This window comes from Cupriavidus sp. H18C1 (genome assembly GCF_049311595.1).
Lineage (GTDB): Bacteria > Pseudomonadota > Gammaproteobacteria > Burkholderiales > Burkholderiaceae > Cupriavidus > Cupriavidus cauae.
In genome coordinates this window covers 2,226,370-2,250,398 of sequence record NZ_CP186008.1, presented here as the reverse complement: position 1 = coordinate 2,250,398, position 24,029 = coordinate 2,226,370, and the positions used below count along the sequence as shown (strand labels likewise).

At 64.0% G+C, this 24,029-nt stretch carries 14 protein-coding genes, 1 tRNA gene and 5 pseudogenes; all 20 read right to left on the bottom strand.

What is annotated here, in order from left to right; translation table 11 throughout:
- Positions 1-2: 2 nt before the first annotated feature.
- On the bottom strand, positions 3-278 hold the full coding sequence (gene rpsS / locus OJJOAM_RS10415; protein ID WP_006576244.1) for a 30S ribosomal protein S19: 276 nt from the start codon (positions 276-278) through the stop codon (positions 3-5).
- Positions 279-300: 22 nt separating this feature from the next.
- Positions 301-1,131, bottom strand: coding sequence for a 50S ribosomal protein L2 (gene rplB, locus OJJOAM_RS10410; protein WP_149319746.1), 831 nt, complete (start codon positions 1,129-1,131; stop codon positions 301-303).
- A 2-nt stretch (positions 1,132-1,133) separates the two neighbouring features.
- A complete protein-coding gene (rplW, locus tag OJJOAM_RS10405; protein ID WP_006576245.1) occupies positions 1,134-1,448 on the bottom strand; it encodes a 50S ribosomal protein L23 in 315 nt (104 codons plus the stop codon).
- Positions 1,445-2,066, bottom strand: a pseudogene (gene rplD / locus OJJOAM_RS10400) (50S ribosomal protein L4). The gene rplW and the pseudogene rplD overlap by 4 nt, the downstream one beginning before the upstream one ends.
- A gap of 11 nt (positions 2,067-2,077) precedes the next feature.
- Positions 2,078-2,728: a 50S ribosomal protein L3 gene (gene rplC, locus OJJOAM_RS10395; RefSeq protein ID WP_006576247.1), complete on the bottom strand. Its 651-nt coding sequence runs from the start codon at positions 2,726-2,728 to the stop codon at positions 2,078-2,080.
- A 342-nt stretch (positions 2,729-3,070) separates the two neighbouring features.
- Positions 3,071-3,379 (bottom strand): 30S ribosomal protein S10, encoded by a 309-nt coding sequence (gene rpsJ / locus OJJOAM_RS10390; RefSeq protein ID WP_006576248.1) that lies wholly within the window; start codon positions 3,377-3,379, stop codon positions 3,071-3,073.
- Between the two features lie 84 nt (positions 3,380-3,463).
- Positions 3,464-4,655: pseudogene (gene tuf / locus OJJOAM_RS10385) on the bottom strand (elongation factor Tu).
- 79 nt (positions 4,656-4,734) lie between these two features.
- The gene (gene fusA / locus OJJOAM_RS10380) at positions 4,735-6,846 is read right to left on the bottom strand and encodes an elongation factor G (protein WP_422647909.1); all 2,112 of its coding nucleotides are present in this window, start codon (positions 6,844-6,846) and stop codon (positions 4,735-4,737) included.
- A gap of 119 nt (positions 6,847-6,965) precedes the next feature.
- Complete coding sequence (gene rpsG / locus OJJOAM_RS10375) at positions 6,966-7,436, bottom strand: 30S ribosomal protein S7 (RefSeq protein WP_006576502.1); 471 nt, start codon at positions 7,434-7,436, stop codon at positions 6,966-6,968.
- A 203-nt stretch (positions 7,437-7,639) separates the two neighbouring features.
- Entirely contained in the window at positions 7,640-8,017 is a 378-nt protein-coding gene (gene rpsL, locus OJJOAM_RS10370; protein ID WP_006576501.1) for a 30S ribosomal protein S12, read from the bottom strand.
- A 429-nt stretch (positions 8,018-8,446) separates the two neighbouring features.
- Positions 8,447-10,297 carry a DNA helicase RecQ gene (gene recQ / locus OJJOAM_RS10365; RefSeq protein WP_422647908.1) on the bottom strand — a complete coding sequence of 617 codons (1,851 nt, stop codon included), beginning with the start codon at positions 10,295-10,297 and terminating at the stop codon, positions 8,447-8,449.
- Positions 10,298-11,379: 1,082 nt separating this feature from the next.
- Positions 11,380-15,630: a DNA-directed RNA polymerase subunit beta' gene (gene rpoC, locus OJJOAM_RS10360; RefSeq protein WP_149319751.1), complete on the bottom strand. Its 4,251-nt coding sequence runs from the start codon at positions 15,628-15,630 to the stop codon at positions 11,380-11,382.
- A gap of 105 nt (positions 15,631-15,735) precedes the next feature.
- Positions 15,736-19,843, bottom strand: a pseudogene (gene rpoB / locus OJJOAM_RS10355) (DNA-directed RNA polymerase subunit beta).
- Between the two features lie 408 nt (positions 19,844-20,251).
- Positions 20,252-20,629 carry a 50S ribosomal protein L7/L12 gene (gene rplL, locus OJJOAM_RS10350; RefSeq protein WP_149319753.1) on the bottom strand — a complete coding sequence of 126 codons (378 nt, stop codon included), beginning with the start codon at positions 20,627-20,629 and terminating at the stop codon, positions 20,252-20,254.
- A 58-nt stretch (positions 20,630-20,687) separates the two neighbouring features.
- Positions 20,688-21,206, bottom strand: a complete 519-nt coding sequence (gene rplJ, locus OJJOAM_RS10345; RefSeq protein WP_023264956.1) for a 50S ribosomal protein L10 — start codon at positions 21,204-21,206, stop codon at positions 20,688-20,690.
- A gap of 394 nt (positions 21,207-21,600) precedes the next feature.
- Positions 21,601-22,296 (bottom strand): 50S ribosomal protein L1, encoded by a 696-nt coding sequence (rplA, locus tag OJJOAM_RS10340; RefSeq protein WP_422647907.1) that lies wholly within the window; start codon positions 22,294-22,296, stop codon positions 21,601-21,603.
- Positions 22,297-22,728 carry a 50S ribosomal protein L11 gene (gene rplK, locus OJJOAM_RS10335; protein ID WP_053822688.1) on the bottom strand — a complete coding sequence of 144 codons (432 nt, stop codon included), beginning with the start codon at positions 22,726-22,728 and terminating at the stop codon, positions 22,297-22,299.
- A gap of 170 nt (positions 22,729-22,898) precedes the next feature.
- Positions 22,899-23,478 (bottom strand): annotated as a pseudogene (gene nusG, locus OJJOAM_RS10330) (transcription termination/antitermination protein NusG).
- A gap of 10 nt (positions 23,479-23,488) precedes the next feature.
- Positions 23,489-23,870 (bottom strand): annotated as a pseudogene (gene secE, locus OJJOAM_RS10325) (preprotein translocase subunit SecE).
- Positions 23,871-23,940: 70 nt separating this feature from the next.
- A tRNA-Trp gene (locus OJJOAM_RS10320) sits at positions 23,941-24,016 on the bottom strand.
- Positions 24,017-24,029: the final 13 nt, after the last annotated feature.

Here is a 24,029-nt window from a genome sequence, read left to right as displayed (position 1 = left end):
CCTTACCTCTTCGCTTTCTTGTCAGCCGCGTGGCCCTTGAACGTGCGCGTCAGCGCAAATTCACCGAGCTTGTGGCCGACCATGTTTTCCGTGACGTACACCGGCACGTGTTGACGGCCGTTGTGAACGGCGATCGTCAGGCCGATGAACTCCGGCAGAATGGTCGAGCGGCGCGACCACGTCTTGATGGGTTTCTTGTCCTTGCCGCTGACAGCCGTTTCCACCTTCTTCAGCAGGTGGGCGTCACAGAAAGGACCCTTTTTTGCAGAACGAGTCATGTGTTTAGCTCCTACCTACCGATTAACGCTTGTGGCGGCGCTGCACGATCATGCTGGCAGTGCGCTTGTTGCTGCGGGTGCGGTAACCCTTGGTCGGGGTGCCCCACGGCGACACAGGATCGCGACCAGCAGCGGTACGGCCTTCACCACCACCGTGCGGGTGGTCGATCGGGTTCATCACCACGCCGCGGACGGTCGGGCGAATACCGCGCCAGCGCGTCGCGCCGGCCTTGCCGATCACGCGCAGGCTGTGCTCTTCGTTGCCCACTTCACCGATGGTGGCGCGGCATTCGATATGCACGCGGCGCACTTCACCGGAGCGCAGACGCACCTGGGCGTAGACGCCTTCGCGAGCCAGCAGCACGGCGGAACCGCCGGCGGCACGCGCGATCTGGGCGCCCTTGCCCGGCAGCATTTCCACGTTGTTGATCGTGGTACCGACCGGGATGTTGCGGATCGGCAGGTTGTTACCGGCCTTGATCGGGGCTTCCGCGCCGTTCATCAGCTGCTGGCCGGCAACCATGCCCTTGGTGGCGATGATGTAGCGGCGCTCGCCGTCGGCGAACAGCACCAGCGCGATGTTGGCGCTGCGGTTCGGATCGTATTCCAGACGCTCGACCTTGGCGGGGATGCCGTCCTTGTCGTTGCGCTTGAAGTCGACCACACGGTAGTGATGCTTGTGGCCACCGCCCTTGTGACGGGTGGTGATGTGGCCATTGTTGTTACGGCCCGACTTCTGGAATTGCTTTTCCAGCAGCGGCGCGTACGGTTCGCCCTTGTGCAGGTTGCGGTTGACAACCTTCACCATCGAGCGGCGACCCGGGGAAGTCGGCTTGGTCTTGACGAGTGCCATGATTACTTGGCCTCCGCTTCAAAATTGATTTCCTGACCCGGCTTCAGCGACACGTAGGCCTTCTTCACATGGTTGCGACGACCCATGAAGCGACCGAAACGCTTTTGCTTGCCCTTCTGGTTCAGGATCTGAACGGACTGCACCTCGACCTTGAACAGCAGCTCGACCGCCGCCTTCACTTCCGCCTTGTTGGCGTCGCGAGCGACTTCGAACACCACTTGTTCGTTCTTGTCGGCGACCAGGGTTGCCTTTTCGGAAACCACCGGCGCGAGCAGCACCTGCATCAAACGATGATCGTTCTTGGCTACTTGCGTCATTTGAGCAACTCCTCGATCTGCGCGACGGCCGCCTTGGTCACCAGCACCTTCTTGTAGTGCACGAGCGACAGCGGATCGGCGTGGCGCGGCTCGACAACCGCCACGTGCGGCAGGTTGCGCGAAGCCAGGTAGAGGTTTTCGTCGAGGCTGTCGGTGATGATCAGCACCGAGTCCAGACCCATGGCCTTGAACTTGTCGGCCAGCAGCTTGGTCTTGGGCGCGTCGACGGAGAAACCCTCCACCACGTTGATACGACCTTCCCGGGCCAGCTGCGAGTAAATCGAGCGCATGCCGGCACGGAACATCTTCTTGTTGACCTTCTGGCTGAAGTTCTCTTCCGGCGAGTTCGGGAAGATACGGCCGCCCCCCGCGCCACAGCGGCGACGAGGACATACCGGCACGAGCACGGCCCGTACCCTTCTGACGCCACGGCTTCTTCGTGGTGTGCTTGACCTCTTCGCGGTCCTTCTGCTTCCGGTTGCCGCTACGCGCGTTGGCCTGGTAAGCGACGACGATCTGGTGAACCAGAGCTTCGTTGTAATCGCGGCCGAAGACTTCGGGCGAGGCAGCGACGCCTGCACCGATCTGACCGTTGTCCTGGAGGAGCTTAAGTTCCATGTGTCCGCTCCTTAAGCCGCAGCTTTGGCCTTGACGGCCGGGGTAACGATGACTTTGCCGCCCTTCGAACCCGGGATCGCGCCCTTGACCAGCAGCAGCTTGCGCTCTGCGTCGATCTTGGCGATGACCAGGTTTTGGACGGTACGCGTGACGTCACCGAGGTGGCCGGTCATGCGCTTGCCCGGGAACACACGGCCCGGATCCTGCGCCATACCGATCGAACCCGGCACGTTGTGCGAACGCGAGTTACCGTGCGTGGCACGGCCCGACGCGAAGTGGTAACGCTTGATGGTACCGGCATAGCCCTTACCGATCGTCACGCCCTGCACGTCGATCTTCTGGCCGACCGCGAACAGGTCGACCGACAGCGTGCCGCCGGCTTGCAGCTCGGCAGCCTTGGCTGCATCCACGCGGAATTCTTTGATGACTTCGCCCGCTTCCACACCGGCTTTGGCGAGATGACCCGCCAGCGGCTTGGTGACGCGGCTTGCGCGCCGGGCGCCGAAGGTGACTTGCACCGCGGTATAACCGTCGGTCTCGTCCGTCTTGATTTGCGTCACGCGGTTGTCGCCGACCTCGATCACGGTCACGGGAATTGCTTCACCGTCGTCCGTGAAAATACGGGTCATGCCAACCTTGCGACCTACAAGGCCAAGGCTCATGGTTTGCTCCATTCCCGGCTGCGATTGGCCGGGGCTGATTGATACACGAAACGTGTTGAGTGTTTCTGGTGTCTGGGGCTTGCGCAAAAGAGACGGCGCGCGGCCAAAGCGGCCAGCCCAATACCCATAGATAGATGGGTAGCCTTACACTATATCGCAGCCTCCTGGAAAGGGCAACTGCAATCTGGCAAGGCATTCAGCAAATGGGGGGATTTGCTGTTGCAACGTGGTTGATACGTCGCTATTTCGGCGCTCCGGCACCGAAAAAGGAAAACGGCGAACTCGCGTTCGCCGTTCCACTGCAGAGCGGCCGCGCGGGGGCGGCCGGTCTCGTCGGATCGATTACACCTTGATCTCGACGTCCACGCCAGCCGGCAGGTCCAGCTTCATCAGCGCGTCGACGGTCTTTTCCGACGGGTCGACGATGTCCAGCAGACGCTGATGGGTGCGGATCTCGAACTGATCGCGGCTGGTCTTGTTCACGTGCGGCGAACGCAGGATGTCGAAGCGCTCGATGCGGGTCGGCAGGGGAACCGGGCCCTTGACGATCGCGCCGGTGCGCTTGGCGGTATCCACGATTTCGGCGGCCGACTGGTCGATCAGGCGATAGTCGAAAGCCTTCAGGCGGATACGGATCTTCTGGTTCTGCATGATTTTTCCTTAAAAGAGCGATGGGCCGTCACCGGCCCGGTGGTAGCAGGGACGGGCGGAGGCCACCCGTCCCGACAGCCTGGTTTAGTCCAGGATCTTGGCGACGACGCCGGCGCCGACGGTGCGGCCGCCTTCACGGATGGCGAAGCGCAGGCCTTCTTCCATCGCGATCGGGGCGATCAGCTTGACGGTGATCGACACGTTGTCGCCCGGCATGACCATTTCCTTGTCCTTCGGCAGCTCGATCGAGCCGGTCACGTCGGTCGTACGGAAATAGAACTGCGGACGGTAGTTGTTGAAGAACGGGGTGTGACGGCCGCCTTCGTCCTTCGACAGGATGTAGACCTCGCCGGTGAAGTGCGTATGCGGCTTGATCGAACCCGGCTTGCACAGCACCTGGCCGCGCTCGACGTCTTCACGCTTGGTGCCGCGCAGCAGCAGACCGACGTTGTCGCCAGCCTGGCCCTGGTCCAGCAGCTTGCGGAACATTTCCACGCCGGTGCAGGTGGTCTTGACCGTCGGGCGGATACCGACGATTTCGATTTCCTCGCCGACCTTGATCACGCCACGCTCGATACGGCCGGTCACCACGGTACCGCGGCCCGAGATCGAGAACACGTCTTCGACCGGCATCAGGAACGTGCCGTCCACGGCGCGCTCCGGCGTCGGGATGTAGGTGTCCAGTGCCTCGGCCAGGCGCATGATCGCCTCTTCGCCCAGGTCGCCCTTGTCGCCTTCGAGCGCCAGCTTGGCCGAACCCTTGATGATCGGGGTGTCGTCGCCGGGGGAACTCGTACTTCGACAGCAGCTCGCGCACTTCCATTTCCACCAGCTCGAGCAGCTCGGCGTCGTCCACCATGTCGCACTTGTTCAGGAACACGATGATGTACGGCACGCCGACCTGGCGGGCCAGCAGGATGTGCTCGCGCGTCTGCGGCATCGGGCCGTCAGCGGCCGAGCACACCAGGATCGCGCCGTCCATCTGGGCAGCGCCGGTGATCATGTTCTTGACGTAGTCGGCGTGGCCCGGGCAGTCAACGTGCGCGTAGTGGCGGTTGGCCGTCTCGTACTCGACGTGCGCGGTGTTGATGGTAATACCGCGTGCCTTCTCTTCCGGCGCCGCATCGATTTCGTCGTACTTCTTCGCGGCACCGCCGAACTTCGCAGCCAGCACCGTCGCAATCGCCGCCGTCAGCGTCGTCTTGCCGTGGTCAACGTGACCAATCGTACCAACGTTCACGTGCGGCTTGGTCCGCTCGAACTTTTCCTTTGCCATTTTCTTCAGCTCCTAATGGAATGCAGTCTTGTCGATTCATCACGCCGCCGCGCCCTCGTGGGCGCAGCGGCATACAGCCTTATTTGTTGCCCTTGGCCGCCATCACTGCTTCGGCGATGTTCTTCGGTGCCTCGGCGTAGTGCTTGAATTCCATGGTGTAGGTGGCGCGGCCTTGCGTGGCCGAGCGCAGCGCGGTCGAATAACCGAACATTTCCGACAGCGGAACTTCGGCCTTGATGATCTTGCCGCCGCCCACCATGTCGTCCATGCCCTGCACGATGCCGCGGCGGGACGACAGGTCGCCCATCACGGTACCGGTGTAGTCTTCCGGCGTTTCCACTTCCACGGCCATCATCGGCTCGAGCAGAACCGGGCTGGCCTTGCGCATGGCTTCCTTGAAAGCCATCGAACCGGCCATGCGGAACGCGTTTTCGTTCGAGTCCACGTCGTGGTACGAACCGAACGTCAGCGTGACCTTCACGTCCACCACCGGGAAGCCGGCCAGGACACCGGCCTGCAGCGTGTCGCTGATACCCTTCTCGACGGCCGGGATGTATTCGCGAGGAATCACACCGCCCTTGATGGCGTCGACGAACTCGAAGCCCTTGCCCTGCTCCTGCGGTTCCAGCGTGATCACGGCGTGGCCGTACTGGCCGCGGCCGCCCGACTGCTTGACGAACTTGCCTTCGACGTCCTCGGCCTTCTTGCGGATGGTTTCGCGGTAGGCCACCTGCGGCGCGCCGATGTTGGCTTCCACGCCGAATTCGCGCTTCATGCGGTCAACCAGAATTTCGAGGTGGAGCTCGCCCATGCCCGAAATGATGGTCTGGCCCGATTCTTCATCGGTACGCACGCGGAACGACGGGTCTTCGGCGGCCAGGCGGTTCAGGGCGATGCCCATCTTTTCCTGGTCGGCCTTGGTCTTCGGCTCGACCGCCTGCGAGATCACCGGCTCCGGGAACACCATGCGCTCGAGCACGATCGGTGCCGACGGATCGCACAGCGTGTCGCCCGTGGTGGCATCCTTCAGGCCCACCGCGGCGGCGATGTCGCCGGCCAGCACTTCCTTGATTTCTTCGCGCTGGTTGGCGTGCATCTGCAGAATACGGCCCAGACGCTCCTTCTTCTGCTTCACCGGGTTGTACACGGTGTCGCCCGAATTGATCTTGCCCGAGTAGACGCGGAAGAAGATCAGCTGGCCGACGAACGGGTCGGTCATGATCTTGAACGCCAGCGCCGAGAACTTCTCGTTGTCGTCGGCCTTGCGCTCGAGCTTCTTCTCGTCGTCGCTTTCGTCCACGCCCTTGACCGGCGGAATGTCGACCGGCGACGGCAGGAAGTCGATCACGGCGTCGAGCATGCGCTGCACGCCCTTGTTCTTGAACGCGGTGCCGCACAGCATCGGCTGGATTTCGCAGGCGATGGTACGGTCACGCAGCGCCTTGACGATCTCGGCGCGGGTCAGCTCTTCGCCGCCCAGGTACTTTTCCATCAGCTCTTCGCTGGCTTCGGCGGCGGACTCGACCATCTTCTCGCGCCATTCGTCAGCGGTCGCCTGCAGCTCGGCCGGGATGTCCTTGTATTCGAACTTCACGCCCTGGCTGGCTTCGTCCCAGATGATCGCCTTCATTTCCAGCAGGTCGATCACGCCCTGGAAGCCGTCTTCGGCGCCAATCGGCACCACCACGGGCACCGGGTTGGCCTTCAGGCGGGTCTTCAGCTGCTCGTAGACCTTGAAGAAGTTGGCGCCGGTACGGTCCATCTTGTTGACGAACGCCAGACGCGGCACGCCGTACTTGTTGGCCTGACGCCAGACGGTTTCCGACTGCGGCTGCACGCCGCCCACGGCGCAGTACACCATGCAGGCGCCGTCCAGCACGCGCATGGAACGCTCCACCTCGATGGTGAAGTCCACGTGCCCCGGGGTGTCGATGATGTTGAAGCGGTGCTCGGGGTAGTTGCCGGCCATGCCCTTCCAGAAGGCGGTGGTGGCAGCGGAGGTGATGGTAATACCACGCTCCTGCTCCTGCTCCATCCAGTCCATCGTGGCGGCGCCGTCGTGCACTTCACCGATCTTGTGGTTCACACCGGTGTAGAACAGGATGCGCTCGGTGGTGGTGGTTTTACCCGCGTCAATGTGAGCCGAGATACCGATGTTGCGGTAACGCTCGATGGGAGTCTTACGAGCCACTTTAATCCTCTAATTCGTCAGTGAGGCGCCGGCATCTCTTGGCCTACGCCCCTAACACAAACGGGCGAGATGTGTAAAAACACAGCCCGCCCGGCAACCAACTGCGAATCCCGCGCGCTTTAGAAGCGGAAGTGCGAGAACGCCTTGTTGGCTTCGGCCATGCGGTGCACTTCGTCGCGCTTCTTCATCGCGCCACCACGGCCTTCCGCGGCTTCGAGCAGCTCACCTGCCAGGCGCAGCGCCATCGACTTCTCGCTGCGTTTCTTCGCGGCCTCACGCAGCCAGCGCATCGCCAATGCCAAACGACGCGACGGACGGACTTCGACCGGAACCTGATAGTTGGCGCCACCGACGCGGCGGCTCTTCACTTCCACCACCGGCTTCACGTTGTTGATCGCAACGGAGAACACTTCGATGGGGGCCTTGCCTGCCTTCTTTTCGATCTGGTCGAACGCGCCATAAACGATGCGCTCGGCAACCGACTTCTTGCCGTCCAGCATCAGGACGTTCATGAACTTGGCAACTTCGACGTTACCGAACTTCGGATCAGGCAGGATTTCCCGCTTGGGGACTTCACGACGACGTGGCATCTTCTTTCCTTTGGATTCAGTTGAGTGCGGTTTCTTCCGCGCTCCGGCCACCAACTAGCTTGCCTTCCTGCGCCAGGGGCGCGGCAAATTCGCCGGGTGGACCACTTACTCGACGGCACGGCGCAGCAAACTGGCCGTTGTACCGCCGCTTGTTGACAGCAACATGACGCTGGGCGCCAGCCACCATCGCTTGTGTTGCAGGCTTAGGCAGCCTTCGGACGCTTCGCGCCGTACTTCGAACGCGCTTGCTTGCGGTCCTTGACGCCTTGCAGGTCGAGCGAACCGCGCACGATGTGGTAACGCACACCCGGCAAGTCCTTGACACGACCACCGCGGATCAGCACGACCGAGTGTTCCTGCAGGTTGTGGCCTTCACCGCCGATATACGAGATGACCTCGAAACCGTTGGTCAGACGCACCTTGGCGACCTTACGCAGTGCCGAGTTCGGCTTCTTCGGCGTGGTGGTGTACACACGGGTGCACACGCCACGGCGTTGGGGGCAGTTCTCAAGCGCCGGGCTCTTGCTCTTGATGACTTCAGAGACGCGCGGCTTGCGAACCAGTTGGTTGATAGTTGGCATTGTTCAATCCAGCTTGGTTTTACAAAAAAACACCGCTTCGGCGACGAACCGGCGGCACGCCCGCAAGCGCGACGACGATCGACGAAACGGTAGGACGGGTTTTGGGCGGGAGCAGGTGAGCAGAACGCTCTGGGACGGGACTGTGCGAACAACCAGACTTGCCAAAGAGCGCGAGCTCGCCTGGGATCCCGCTGGGCCGGCCAGACCAGGGAAGACCTGCCTGCCGGGGCGATCGCCGGACACTGGGTGCCACCAAACGACGCGCGAGCGAAATCCGAAGCCAAAAACTCGAATCCGGCATGCTAGCAGCGCACCGATCAACGGTCAAGCTGTTTTACCTCGGGCAAATCGCTTTATGAGACGGCAGCTCCCGCCAGTTTCGCTCAGGCCCTCGGGGGTCCGGCAACCCGCCTGTGGCGGGGGCGACGCTCATGCCTTCTGCAGCACTTCCAGCAGCTCGTCGCCATAGCGCTCCAGCTTGGCCGCGCCGATACCGGGCACCTCCGCCAGTTCCGCCATGCTGTCGGGCGCGCTGCGCGCCAACTGGGCCAGCGTCGCATCGTGGAAGATCACATAGGCCGGCACGCCGTGCTCCCGCGCGGTTTCGGCGCGCCAGCGCCGCAGCGCCTCCCAGTTGGCCAGCGCCTGTTCGTCCATCTGCGCGGTATGGTCGACGCGGTTGCCGCGCCCGGCGCTGCCGCGCTCGCCCCGGGCTGGCTTGCTGACCTGGCGGCGCAGCGTGATGCTGGTCTCGCCCTTGAGCACCGCGCGCGCCGATTCGCCCAGCAGCAGGGCCCCGTGGCCGCCATGGTCGATCACCAGCAGGCCATGCGCGATCAGCTGGCGGAAGATGGCATGCCATTCGGACACCGACCGGTCGGCACCGATGCCGAAGGTCGACACCTTGTCGTGCCCCCACTGGCGGATCTTCTCGGTGGCGTTGCCGCGCAGCACGTCGATCAGATGGGTGGCGCCGAAGTGCACGCGGCTGGCCTGGGCGGTGCGGTAGACGCAGGACAGCGCCATCTGCGCCTCGCGCGTGCCGTCCCACGTGGCCGGCGGCTCCAGGCAGGTATCGCAGTTGCCGCAGGGCTCGCTCGCCTCGCCGAAATACGCGAGGATGCGCACGCGCCGGCAGCCGGCGGTCTCGCACAGGCCCAGCAAGGCGTCGAGCTTGGCCGACGACACGCGCTTGTGCGCTTCGTCGGCCTCCGATTCGTCGATCATCCGCTTCTGCTGCACCACGTCGCCGAGGCCATAGGCCATCCAGGCATTGGCCGGCAGGCCGTCGCGCCCGGCCCGGCCGGTCTCCTGGTAATAGCCCTCCATGCTCTTGGGCAGGTCGAGGTGGGCGACGAAGCGGACGTCCGGCTTGTCGATGCCCATGCCGAAGGCGATCGTGGCCACCATCACCAGCCCTTCCTCGTCGCGGAAGCGCGCCTGGTGCTGCTGCCGCACGGCGGCCTCCATGCCGGCGTGGTACGGCAGCGCATTGATGCCGTGGCCGCGCAGCCAGTCGGCGGTCTCCTCGACCTTGCGGCGCGACAGGCAGTAGACGATGCCGCTGTCGTGCGTGCCGTCCGCGGCCATGTGCTCGGCCTTGATGAAGGCCAGCAGCTGCTGGCGGGCGTTGTCCTTCTCGACGATGCGATAGCGGATATTGGGACGATCGAAGCTCGACAGGAAGACGCGCGCATCGTCCAGCGCCAGGCGCTCGACGATCTCCTGCCGCGTCACGTCATCCGCCGTCGCGGTCAGCGCGATGCGCGGCACCTGCGGGAAGCGCTCGTGCAGCACCGACAGCTGGATGTATTCCGGCCGGAAGTCGTGGCCCCACTGCGACACGCAGTGCGCCTCGTCGATCGCGAACAGGCCCACGCGGGTGCGGTCGAGCAGGTCCTGGAAGCGCGGCGTCATCAGCCGTTCCGGCGCGACGTACAGGATCTCGAGGCGCCCGGCCAGCAGGTCGCGCTCGACCGCCGAGGCCTCCGCGCCGGTCAGCGTGGAGTTCAGCACCGCGGCGCGCACGCCGGCTTCGGTCAGCGCGGCGACCTGGTCCTGCATCAGCGCGATCAACGGCGACACGACGATGCCGACGCCGTGGCCGGCACGCTGGCGCAGCAGCGCCGGAATCTGGTAGCAAAGCGACTTGCCGCCGCCGGTCGGCATCAGCACCAGGCAATCGCCGCCCTCGGCCACGTGCTCGATGATTTCCGCCTGGCGGCCGCGGAAGGCGTGATAGCCGAAAACATCCTTCAGAATCGCCAGGGCAAGGGACATAGCAACTGCGGAAACGGGGCAAGGTGTCGGAAAGGCGTAACCATACCACCGCACCGGCTTCCGATCGCTTCGAATCGTGACGGCGCCCGCCCTCGTCCGCCCTCGTCCGCCCTCGTCCGCCCTCGTCCGCCCTCGCCCGCCATCGCGGCGTCGCATTCCGCCTGCCACGCCCGCCTGCCGCCCCCGCCCTGCCGCGTACCTCGACTGCCACGCGGACGCGGCTGGCGGAATCAGGTCTTGGCCGTATCACACCCCAACGTCGCCGATTTTCGAATTTCGTCCAGTCCTTGCGCGGCGGACGACGATGGATGCGAGAAACCCAAGTCGGCTCCGGAAACCGTAAGACAGCGCCCCGTGGTGGCGAGGAAGATCTGCCTCGTCCAATCGTTGTGCAAGCAACGATGACGACCATCAGAACCATCGCAGTCTTTTGGACGCGGTCTTTTGGAGTTTCCTGGAGCTTTCCCATGCTTGTCTCGCCCGTTTCCCACCCCCCAACACCCGGTCCAGCCGCTCGCGACCTCGGCGCAGGAGTCGAACCTCGTCGGCGCCGCCGAGGCGGCTGCCGTCAGCGCCGGCGGCGACCTGGACCTGTTCGCCGCCGCCAAGCTCTACCGCGAAAAGGCCAATGAACTGGCCAAGCTGTCGCAGCAGAGCGGCAACTACGAAACCGCGACGCTGAGCGATTCGGAGATCAAGTCGCTGCGCAGTGCCGGCGTGCCGATCGACGCCTTCCTGAAGCAATATGGCCAGAAGCTGGGCTCGCGCGAGTTCGGCGTGCTGTCCGACCTGATCATGAAGACGCTGGAGAAGCAGGGTGGCTTCGCCGCTGGCAACGCGGTCCCCCGCGCAGTCGGCGGCGGTCAGCGTCGCGGCGCGCGCCTACGTGTAAGCGGCATCGCGTGTTTGGTCCTGGCGTTGACTCCAACGTCAGGCGGCCAAAAAAGCCCGGTGCGATTTCTCGCACCGGGCTTTTTCACTACTGGCTTGCTGCTGCGGCCGTACTACAGCGGCCGTACTACAGCGACCGTACTACAGCGGCCTCGCTGCAGTCTCTTTGCCGCAGCGTTACCGCATCAGTCTCAGACCGCCGGCGTATCGCCGCCGTTCTCGGTGGTGGCATGCACCTCCGACGGCTCCATGAAGAGCGACTGCTCTTCTTCGGAGATCGCCTGGGCGCGTTCGCGCTCGGCTGCCTCGCGCGCCTTGCGGGCGCGGTGGTAGGCCAGGCCCGTACCGGCCGGGATCAGGCGACCCACGATCACGTTTTCCTTCAGACCACGCAGGTCGTCGGTCTTGCCCATGATCGCGGCTTCGGTCAGCACGCGCGTCGTTTCCTGGAACGATGCCGCCGAGATGAAGCTGTCGGTCGACAGCGACGCCTTGGTGATACCGAGCAGCAGGTTCTCGTAGGTTGCCGGACGCTTGCCTTCCGCGATCACGCGGTCGTTTTCGTCCAGCAGCTCCGAGCGCTCCACCTGTTCACCCGGGATGAACTTGGTGTCGCCGACATCGACGATCTGCACGCGGCGCAGCATCTGACGCACGATCACTTCGATGTGCTTGTCGTTGATCTTCACGCCCTGCAGACGGTAGACGTCCTGCACCTCGTCGACGATGTAGTGCGCCAGCTCCTCGATGCCCTTCAGGCGCAGGATGTCGTGCGGATCCGCCGGACCCTCGACGATCATCTCGCCCTTGTTCACCACCTGACCGTCGTGGACCAGCACCTGCTTTTCCTTGGCGATCAGGAACTCGTGCGCATTGCCGTCGAGGTCGGTGATGACCAGACGCTGCTTGCCCTTGGTGTCCTTGCCGAACGACACGGTACCGGTGACTTCCGCCAGCACGGCGGCGTCCTTCGGCGAACGCGCTTCGAACAGCTCGGCCACGCGCGGCAGACCACCGGTAATGTCGCGGGTCTTCTGCGACTCGGTCGGGATACGCGCCAGCACTTCACCGACGTGCACCTGCTGGCCGTCCTTGACGGTGATCAGCGCGCCGACCTGGAAGCCGATGGTCACGGAGTGGTCCGTGCCCGGAATCTTGACTTCCTGGCCGTTGGCGTCGAGCAGCTTCACCTGCGGGCGCAGGCCCTTGGTGGCAGCCGTACGGCGCTTGGCGTCGATCACGACCAGCGTCGACAGACCGGTGACCTCGTCCATCTGCTTGGCGACGGTCACGCCTTCTTCGACGTTCTCGAACTTGATCGTGCCCGAGTACTCCGACACGATCGGGCGCGTCAGCGCATCCCAGGTGGCCAGTTGCGTGCCCGCCTTGATCGCCTGACCGTCCTGCACCAGCAGCGTGGCGCCGTACGGGATCTTGTGGCGCTCGCGCTCGCGGCCGTGGTCGTCGGTGATCAGCGCCTCGCCCGAACGCGAGATCACGATCAGTTCGCCCTTGGCGTTGGTCACGTAGCGCATCGTCGCGGTGAAGCGCACCGTACCGGTGGCCTTCGCTTCGACGCTCGAGGCGACCGCCGCACGCGATGCCGCACCGCCGATGTGGAACGTCCGCATCGTCAGCTGCGTGCCCGGCTCGCCGATCGACTGCGCGGCGATCACGCCGACCGCTTCGCCGGTGTTGACCAGCGTGCCGCGGCCCAGATCGCGGCCATAGCACTTGGCGCACAGGCCGTAGCGCGTGTCGCACGACAGCGGGGTGCGGACCTTGACCTCGTCCACGCCGATCTGGTCGATCAGGTCGACCAGGTCTTCGTCCAGCAGCGTGCCGGCCTCGATCGCGGTTTCCTGCGTCTCGGGGTTGACGACGTCCGACACCGTCACGCGGCCAAGGATACGGTCGCGCAGCGCTTCGATGACTTCACCGCCTTCCACCAGCGCCTTCATCGCAACGCCGTTGGTGGTGCCGCAATCCTCCTCGACCACCACCAGATCCTGCGTCACGTCGACCAGACGACGGGTCAGGTAACCCGAGTTCGCGGTCTTCAGCGCGGTATCGGCCAGGCCCTTACGCGCGCCGTGGGTCGAGATGAAGTACTGCAGAACGTTCAGGCCTTCGCGGAAGTTCGCGGTAATCGGCGTCTCGATGATCGAGCCGTCCGGCTTGGCCATCAGGCCACGCATGCCGGCCAGCTGACGGATCTGCGCCGCGGAACCCCGTGCGCCCGAGTCGGCCATCATGTAGATGGAGTTGAACGACTCCTGCTTGACGGTGTTGCCGTTGCGGTCGACCACGTCCTCGTGCTGCAGCTGCTCCATCATCGCCTTGCCGACCTGGTCGCCGGCGGCGCCCCAGATGTCCACGACGTTGTTGTAGCGCTCCTGGTCCGTCACCAGACCCGACATGTACTGCTTGTCGTATTCCTTCACCTTGGCCGCGGCGTCGGCGATGATCTTTTCCTTCTGCGGCGGCACCAGCATGTCGTCGATCGCGATCGAGATACCGGCGCGCGTGGCCAGGCGGAAGCCCGACTGCAGCAGCTTGTCGGCGAAGATCACCGTCTCGCGCAGGCCGCACTTGCGGAACGCGGTGTTGATCAGGCGCGAGATTTCCTTCTTCTTCAGCGGCTTGTTCAGCACCGAGAACGGCAGGCCCTTCGGCAGGATCTCGGACAGGATCGCGCGGCCGACCGTGGTGGCCTGCAGCGTGATCTTCGGCGCGAAGCGCGCGTCGCCCTCGGCGTCCTTGTCGACCAGCTCATACTCGGTGATGCGCACGTTCACGCGCGAAGCCAGTTCGACTTCCTTGTTCTCGTAGGCGCGGATCACTTCGCTGACGTCGGCGAAGGTCATACCCTCGCCCTTGCCGTTGATCTTGTCGCGGGTGGTGTAGTACAGGCCCAGCACCACGTCCTGCGACGGCACGATCGACGGATCGCCGTTGGCCGGGAACAGCACGTTGTTGGAGGCCAGCATCAGCGTGCGGGCTTCCATCTGCGCTTCCAGCGACAGCGGCACGTGGACGGCCATCTGGTCACCGTCGAAGTCGGCGTTGAACGCCGCGCAGACGAGCGGATGCAGCTGGATCGCCTTGCCTTCGATCAGCACCGGTTCGAAGGCCTGGATGCCCAGGCGGTGCAGCGTCGGCGCGCGGTTCAGCATCACCGGGTGCTCGCGGATCACCTCTTCGAGGATGTCCCACACGACCGGGGTCTGGCTTTCGACTTCCTTCTTGGCCGCCTTGATGGTGGTGGCGATGCCCATCGTTTCCAGCTTGTGGAAGATGAAGGGCTTGAACAGCTCCAGCGCCATCAGCTTGGGCAGGCCGCACTGGTGCAGCTTCAGCGTCGGGCCGACCACGATGACCGAACGGCCCGAGTAGTCGACGCGCTTGCCCAGCAGGTTCTGACGGAAACGACCGCCCTTGCCCTTGATCATCTCGGCCAGCGACTTCAGCGGACGCTTGTTGGCGCCGGTCATCGCCTTGCCGCGACGGCCGTTGTCCAGCAGCGAGTCGACCGCTTCCTGCAGCATGCGCTTTTCGTTGCGCACGATGATTTCAGGGGCCTTCAGCTCGAGCAGGCGCTTCAACCGGTTGTTGCGGTTGATCACGCGGCGATACAGGTCGTTCAGGTCCGAGGTCGCGAAGCGGCCGCCGTCCAGCGGCACCAGCGGACGCAGCTCGGGCGGCAGCACCGGCAGCACTTCGAGGATCATCCACTCGGGCTTGATGCCCGAACGCTGGAAGGCCTCGAGCACCTTCAGGCGCTTGGCGTACTTCTTGATCTTGGCTTCGGAACCGGTGGCCTGCAGCTCGGCGCGGATCTGTTCGATCTGCTTCTCGATGTCGATGCCGCGCAGCAGTTCACGGATGCCCTCGGCACCCATCATCGCCACGAATTCGCCCTCGCCGTACTCCTCGCACTTCGCGATGTAGTCGTCCTCGGACATGATCTGGCTCTTCTTGAGCGGGGTCATGCCGGGCTCGAGCACCACGAACGCTTCGAAATACAGCACGCGCTCGATGTCGCGCAGCGTCATGTCGAGCACCATGCCCAGACGCGACGGCAGCGACTTCAGGAACCAGATGTGCGCGGTCGGCGCGGCCAGTTCGATATGGCCCATGCGCTCGCGGCGCACCTTCGCCAGCGTCACTTCGACGCCGCACTTCTCGCAGATCACGCCACGGTGCTTCAGGCGCTTGTACTTGCCGCACAGGCACTCGTAGTCCTTGATCGGACCGAAGATCTTGGCGCAGAACAGACCGTCGCGCTCCGGCTTGAACGTCCGGTAGTTGATGGTTTCCGGCTTCTTGACTTCGCCGTACGACCACGAACGGATCTTCTCGGGCGAGGCCAGCCCGATCTTGATCGCGTCGAACTGCTCTTCCTGCTGTACCTGCTTAAAGAGATCGAGCAATGCTTTCATTGCAACTCCTTGTTTCGCCGCCGGCCCGTCACGGGCCGCCGGCATTCATCCTGTGGGAAATCCGCCGGAGACGGCTTCACTGCCGTCCCCGTTTCGACCTGTCGATCAATAGCGATCCAGGTCGATATCGATACCCAGCGAGCGGATTTCCTTCACCAGCACGTTGAACGACTCCGGCATGCCGGCATCGATCGAGTGCTCGCCCTTGACGATGTTCTCGTACACCTTGGTACGGCCGTTCACGTCGTCGGACTTGACCGTCAGCATTTCCTGCAGCACGTAGGAGGCGCCGTACGCTTCCAGCGCCCACACTTCCATCTCGCCGAAACGCTGGCCGCCGAACTGCGCCTTGCCGCCCAGCGGCTGCTGGGTGACGAGCGAGTACGGACCGGTCGAACGGGCGTGCATCTTGTCGTCGACCAGGTGGTGCAGCTTCAGCATGTGCATCACACCCAGCGTGACCGGACGCTCGAACGCCTCGCCGGTGCGGCCGTCGTACAGCGTGACCTGCTGCTTCGATGCCGTCAGGCCCTTCTCCTTGGCCACTTCGTCCGGATAGGCCAGATCCAGCATGCGGCGGATTTCGGCTTCATGCGCGCCATCGAACACCGGAGTCGCGAAGGGCACGCCCTTCTTGAGGTTGTTCGCCAGCTCCAGCACTTCGGCATCCGTCAGGCTGTCGAGGTCTTCGGCCTTGCCGCTCTCGTTGTAGATCTGAGCGAGCAGGGTGCGCAGTTCCTGCGCCTTGGCCTGTGCCTTGAGCATGTCGCCGATGCGCTGGCCCAGACCGCGCGCGGCCCAGCCCAGGTGGGTCTCGAGAATCTGACCCACGTTCATCCGCGACGGCACGCCGAGCGGGTTCAGCACGATGTCGGCAGGCGTGCCGTCGGCCATGTAGGGCATGTCCTCGATCGGCACGATCTTCGACACCACGCCCTTGTTGCCGTGACGGCCGGCCATCTTGTCGCCAGGCTGCAGGCGGCGCTTGACGGCCAGGTAGACCTTGACCATCTTGATCACGCCCGGGGGCAGCTCGTCGCCCTGGGTCAGCTTCTTGCGCTTTTCCTCGAAGGCCAGGTCGAACTCGTGGCGCTTCTGCTCGATGGCTTCCTTGACCGCCTCGAGCTGGGCCGCGACTTCCTCGTCCGCCGGACGGATGTCGAACCAGTGGTACTTGTCCAGATCGTCCAGGTACTCCTTGGTCAGCTTCGCGCCCTTGGCCAGCTTCTTCGGACCGCCGTTGACGGTCTTGTCGATCAGCAGGCGCTCCAGACGCTGGAAGGCATCGCCCTCGACGATACGCAGCTGGTCGTTCAGGTCCAGGCGGTAGCGCTTGAGCTCGTCGTCGATGATCGACTGCGCGCGCTTGTCGCGGGTCACGCCTTCACGGGTGAAGACCTGCACGTCGATCACGATGCCGCTCATGCCCGAGGGCACGCGCAGCGAGGTGTCCTTCACGTCGGACGCCTTCTCGCCGAAGATCGCGCGCAGCAGCTTCTCTTCCGGCGTCAGCTGGGTCTCGCCCTTGGGCGTGACCTTGCCGACCAGCACGTCGCCGGCCTCGACCTCGGCACCGATGTAGGTGATGCCGGATTCGTCCAGACGGGCCAGTTGCGCTTCGGCCAGGTTCGAGATGTCGCGCGTGATTTCCTCGGGTCCGAGCTTGGTGTCGCGGGCGACGACCGACAGCTCCTCGATGTGGATCGAGGTGTAGCGGTCTTCGGCAACGACGCGCTCCGAGATCAGGATCGAGTCTTCGAAGTTGTAGCCGTTCCAGGGCATGAACGCGACCAGCATGTTCTGGCCGAGCGCGAGCTCGCCCAGGTCGGTCGAGGCGCCATCGGCGATCACGTCGCCGCGGGCGACGTGGTCGCCCACCTTGACCATCGGACGCTGGTTGATGTTCGTGTTCTGGTTCGAACGCGTGTACTTGATCAGGTTGTAGATGTCCACGCCGACTTCGCCGGCCACGGCTTCGTCGTCGTTGACGCGGATCACGATACGGTTCGCGTCGACATAGTCGACCACGCCGCCACGGGTCGCCTGCACGGCGGTGCCCGAGTCGACCGCGACGGTGCGCTCGATGCCGGTGCCGACCAGCGGCTTGTCCGGACGCAGGCAAGGCACGGCCTGACGCTGCATGTTCGCGCCCATCAGTGCACGGTTTGCGTCATCGTGCTCGAGGAACGGTACCAGCGAGGCCGCCGCCGACACGATCTGCGACGGCGCCACGTCGATGTACTGCACGCGGTCCGGCGTGACCATGCGGGTCTCGCGCTCGCTGCCTTCGCGCGCCGACACCAGTTCGTCGATCAGGTTGCCTTCGGCGTCGACCGTCGCGTTGGCCTGCGCCACCACGTACTTGCCTTCCTCGATCGCCGACAGGTAGTCGACCTGGTCGGTCAGCTTGCCGTTCTCGACCTTGCGGTACGGCGTTTCGAGGAAGCCGTACTCGTTCAGGCGGGCGTACAGCGCCAGCGAGTTGATCAGACCGATGTTCGGACCTTCCGGCGTTTCGATCGGGCACACGCGGCCATAGTGGGTCGGGTGCACGTCGCGGACTTCGAAGCCCGCGCGCTCGCGCGTCAGACCGCCCGGGCCCAGAGCGGACACGCGACGCTTGTGCGTGATCTCGGACAGCGGGTTGGTCTGGTCCATGAACTGCGACAGCTGCGACGAACCGAAGAACTCGCGGATCGCCGACGAGATCGGCTTCGAGTTGATCAGGTCGTGCGGCATCAGGTTCTCGGTCTCGGCCTGGCCCAGACGTTCCTTGACGGCGCGCTCCACGCGCGACAGGCCGGCGCGGAACTGGTTCTCGGCCAGTTCGCCGACGCAACGCACGCGGCGATTGCCCAGGTGGTCGATGTCGTCGACTTCGCCCTTGCCGTTGCGCAGGTTGACCAGGATCTTGATGGTCTCGAGGATGTCCTCGTCCTGCAGCACCATGCTGCCCTCGCCGCTCGGGCGGCCCAGGCGGCTGTTGACCTTCATGCGGCCCACGCGCGACAGGTCGTACGACTCTTCGCTGTAGAACAGGCGCTGGAACAGCGCTTCGACGGCGTCTTCGGTAGGCGGCTCGCCCGGGCGCATCATCCGGTAGATCGCGATACGGGCCGCGGTTTGGTCGGCGGTGTCGTCGGTGCGCAGGGTCTGCGAGATGTACGGACCCTGGTCCAGATCGTTGGTGTACAGCGTCTGGATCTGCTTGACGCCGGCTTCGCGCAGCGACTCGAGCAGCGTTTCGGTCAGTTCATCGTTGGCGTTGGCGATCACCTCGCCGGTATCCGGGTCGATGATGTTCTTGGCCAGCACGCGGCCCAGCAGATAGTCTTCCGGCACGCTGATCAGCTTGGTGCCGGCGGACTCCAGGTCACGGATGTGCTTGGCGTTGATCCGCTTGTCCTTCTCGACCACGACACGGCCGTTCTTGTCGGCGATGTCGAAGCGCGCGACTTCGCCGCGCAGGCGCTCGGGCACGAACTCCAGCTGCGCGCCTTCGGCCTGCAGCGTGAAGTTGTCGAACACGAAGAAGTGCGCGAGGATCTGTTCCGGCGTCAGGCCGATCGACTTCAGCAGGATCGTCACCGGCATCTTGCGCCGGCGGTCGACGCGGAAGTACAGGATGTCCTTCGGGTCGAACTCGAAGTCCAGCCACGAGCCGCGGTACGGAATGATCCGTGCCGAGAACAGCAGCTTGCCCGAGCTGTGCGTCTTGCCCTTGTCGTGCTCGAAGAACACGCCCGGCGAACGGTGCAGCTGCGAAACGATCACGCGCTCGGTGCCGTTGATCACGAACGAGCCGGTCGAGGTCATGAGCGGAATCTCGCCCATGTAGACTTCCCTGCTCCTTGACCTCCTTGACCTTGCCCGGATTCTCGCGATCGTTGATGATCAGGCGAACCTTGGCGCGCAGGGCCGAATGGAAGGTCAGCCCGCGCTGCTGACATTCCTTGACGTCGAACGGCGGGTTGGACAGGTGATACGACACGAACTCCATACGAGCGAGCCCGTTATGGGAGACGATGGGGAAAATTGCGTTGAAGGCCGCTTGCAGGCCTTCGCTCTTGCGACGCGCGGGTGGCGTATCCGCTTGCAAGAACTGGGTGTACGATTCGATCTGGGTGGCTAGCAGGAATGGAACCTGGTGAACCGTCGCGCGCTTCGCAAAGCTTTTGCGAATGCGCTTCTTTTCGGTGAAGCTGTACGCCATGGGATCTCCGAATCATCGCAGGGCTGGCTGGACCTGACCGGCGCCTGAGGTGTTCAGCGACTGGGAGGGGATTTGGCGGTTGGCCGCTACCAACCTCTGGCTGACGGTGTCCGCACGCTGCGAACCGGCGCCATCATCCACGCGCGCCGGTCCGGGGAACACCCGACCAAACTTGTCTTCTGCAGTCGGTTCAGAAGACAAACATCAGCAGCAACCGCTTAGTGTGCCACTGATGTTTGGCCTCTGCTGCGGCCCGGAGGTTCACCCCGACGCCGAGTAGGCAATGCATCACTTATTGCGCGGATGAGTGTCCAATAAAACACACATCACAGAAGCGCAAAAAAGGCTGGCGCCGGGATTTCCCCTTTGCCAGCCCCACTCGCGTGCCGGAGGGCACGCGAAAACTGCTTACTTGATTTCGACCTTCGCGCCGGCGTCTTCCAGCTTCTTCTTGGCCTCGTCGGCAGCAGCCTTGTCCACGCCTTCCTTGACGGGCTTCGGTGCGCCATCGACCAGGTCCTTGGCTTCCTTCAGGCCCAGGCCGGTGATTTCGCGAACGGCCTTGATGACGCCGACCTTGTTCGCGCCGACTTCAGCCAGCACGACGTTGAACTCGGTCTTCTCTTCGGCGGCAGCGCCAGCGCCAGCAGCGCCCGGAGCGGCAGCCACGGCCATCGCGGCGGCGGACACGCCAAACTTCTCTTCGAACGCCTTGACCAGGTCGTTCAGTTCCATCACGGACATCGCGCCAACGGCTTCGAGGATGTCGTCTTTGGTGATTGCCATTTGGAAATACTCCTAGATTTGATTCGGTATCGGTATTGCGATCGGGACGAGCCTGGCCTTAGGCCGCGGCGCCTTCCTCGGCGGGGGCACCTTCGCTCTTCTTCTCGGCCAGCGCGGCCAGCAGGCGGGCAAAGCCCGACACCGGCGCTTGCATGACGCCAAGCAGCTGAGCAATCAGTTGGTCGCGGCTCGGGATCGAGGCCAGCGCCTTGACGGCGTTGACGTCGAGCACCTTGCCGTCGAACGACCCGGCGCGCAGGACCAGCTTGTCGTTGGTCTTGGCGAAGTCGTTCAGAACCTTGGCCGAGGCCACTGCATCTTCGGAAATCCCGTAGATCAGCGGACCGGTCAATTGCTCCGCGAGCGCGGCAAACGGCGTACCTTCCACGGCGCGGCGAGCCAGCGTGTTCTTCAGAACGCGCAGGTAGACGCCTTGCTCGCGGGCGGTGGCACGCAGCTTGGTCAGATCGCCAACCGTGATGCCGCGATATTCGGCCACGACGATGGTCTGGGCTTTGGCGACTTGCGCCGACACCTCAGCAACGACGGCCTTCTTATCTTCAATATTGAGTGGCACGGTTAAGCTCCAAAACGATGCGCGGTGCTCCGGCGACGGAGGACCTTGCATCAGTCCAAACGAACGGCGTCCGATTGGCCCGAATCACCCGGGGATCTCGCCCCGGACCATTCCAACCTTCGGGTTCGCCATCTACGCTGGCGGGCAGGGTGCCGTCACCTTGTTGCCGTGTACGGTCCCACCAATTAAGGCCATGCCGCACCGAAGCGCGAACATGACCGCCAGCGGTCTTTGATAACCAGCGGGACCGGCGGCTGGCGCCGGCACCACTGCCCAAAGCCTTTCTCTGGCCCGCCCTGACGGGCCGGTCCCGGCGCAGTGCCGAAACCTTGAATGCTTCGCCGACCGGTGTTATCGGGTCCGGTCGGCCGATTGACCGCGATCGGCCAGCCGCTTAGGCGGCCAGCGAGGTCTGGTCGACGCGAACGCCCACGCCCATCGTCGAGGAGACCGCGATCTTGCGCAGGTAGACGCCCTTGCTGGTGGCCGGCTTGGCCTTGACCAGCGCGTCGATCAGCGCCGACAGGTTGGTCTTCAGCGCGGCGTCTTCGAACGAACGGCGGCCGATGGTCGCGTGGATGATACCGGCCTTGTCGACACGGAACTGGACCTGACCGGCCTTGGCGTTCTTCACGGCCTGGGCGACGTCGGGGGTCACGGTACCGACCTTCGGGTTCGGCATCAGGCCGCGCGGACCGAGGATCTGGCCCAGCGTACCGACGATACGCATCGTGTCCGGCGAAGCGATCACGACGTCGAAGTTCAGGTTGCCGGCCTTGACTTGCTCGGCCAGGTCTTCCATGCCGACCACGTCGGCGCCGGCGGCCTTGGCCGCTTCAGCCTTCTCGCCCTGGGCGAACACCGCCACGCGGACCGACTTGCCGGTACCGGCGGGCAGCACCACCGAGCCACGGACCACCTGGTCCGACTTCTTGGCGTCGATGCCCAGCTGCACGGCGACGTCGATCGACTCGTCGAACTTGGCCGACGCGCATTCCTTGACCAGGCCCAGCGCCTCGTCGATCGGGTAGAACTTGGTGCGCTCGATCTTGGCCTTGTTGGCCGCTACGCGCTTCGAAACCTTAGCCATTTACAGACCCTCCACGGTGATACCCATCGAACGGGCCGAACCCGCGATGGTGCGCACTGCCGCGTCCAGATCGGCGGCGGTCAGGTCGGCGTTCTTGGCCTTGGCGATGTCTTCAGCCTGGGCGCGGGTGATCTTGCCAACCTTGTCGGTGTGCGGCTTGGCCGAACCCTTGGTGATGCCGGCAGCCTTCTTGATCAGCACGGTGGCCGGCGGCGACTTCATCACGAAGGTGAAGCTCTTGTCGGCGTAGGCGGTGATCACCACCGGCACCGGCAGGCCGGGTTCCATACCCTGGGTCTGCGCGTTGAACGCCTTGCAGAACTCCATGATATTCAGGCCGCGCTGACCCAGTGCCGGGCCCACGGGCGGGGAGGGGTTCGCTTTACCAGCCGGGATCTGCAGCTTGATAAAGCCAATAATCTTCTTGGCCATCTTTACTCCAATCCGGACCGCTGCACGTCAGGCAGTCGATCCTGTTGAGTCGTAACGCGCTGTCGCCGGCCGCCGGTGGCGGACCTGGCCTCACGCTCCTCTTGTGCCCCTTGCGGGGCGTCGCCGGTCGCACTGCCGAAGGCCGCGCGACCCTGCGAATCCTGTGACGATCAGACCTTCTCGACCTGCCCGAACTCGAGCTCGACCGGGGGTGGCGCGACCGAAGATGGTCACCGAGACGCGCAGGCGCGACTTCTCGTAGTTGACCTCTTCCACGTTGCCGTTGAAGTCGGTGAACGGGCCGTCCTTGACGCGCACCATTTCGCCCACCTCGAACAGCGTCTTGGGCCGCGGCTTTTCGACGCCTTCCTGCATCTGCGTCATGATCTTGTCGACTTCCTTCTGGGAAATCGGACTCGGACGGTTGCGCGCGCCGCCGACGAAGCCGGTCACCTTGCTGGTGTTCTTCACCAGGTGCCACGTCTCGTCGGTCATCTCCATTTCCACGAGCACATAGCCCGGGAAGAAGCGCCGCTCGGTCACCGAACGCTGACCGCCCTTCATTTCGATCACTTCCTCGGAAGGCACCAGGATGCGTCCGAACTTGTCCTGCATCTCCGCGCGCTCGATGCGTTCCTGCAAGGCGCGCTGCACGCTCTTCTCCATGCCGGAGTAAGCGTGGACCACGTACCAGCGCTTCTTCGAAGGCGGCTGCGTAGGAGTGGATTCCTGCTTTGCGTCGTCCGTCATGTCCTTTCCCTTATTTCCAGCCCAGCACGAGGGAGAAGATCACCCACTCGATCAGTTTGTCGGCAGACCACAAGAACAGCGCCATCACGACGACGAAGACGAACACCAGGCCCGTCATCTGTCCGGCTTCCTTGCGGGTCGGCCACACCACCTTGCGGACTTCCCGGTACGATTCCCTGGCGAATCCCACGAATTCCCTTGCCCGGCGCGGACACCAGCGCGACGATCACGCCGAGCACGATGCCCGCGAACAGCGCGGCGCCGCGCACGTAGGCAGGCTGCTGCGCCAGCGCGTAGAAACCGATCACGCCGGCCACCACAAGCAGCACGGCCACGCCCAGCAGCCACTTGCCGCTGGAGGTGTTGACGGTTTCAACGTTGGGATTGGCCATGTTTCGCAAACGAGACTAAGCCGCGTCACGATGGATCCTCTGTGGATCCGCCCGACGCGGCTGATTGAATTGGCAGGGGCAGAGGGAATCGAACCCCCAACCTTCGGTTTTGGAGACCGACGCTCTGCCAGTTGAGCTATACCCCTAAAACAACTTTGG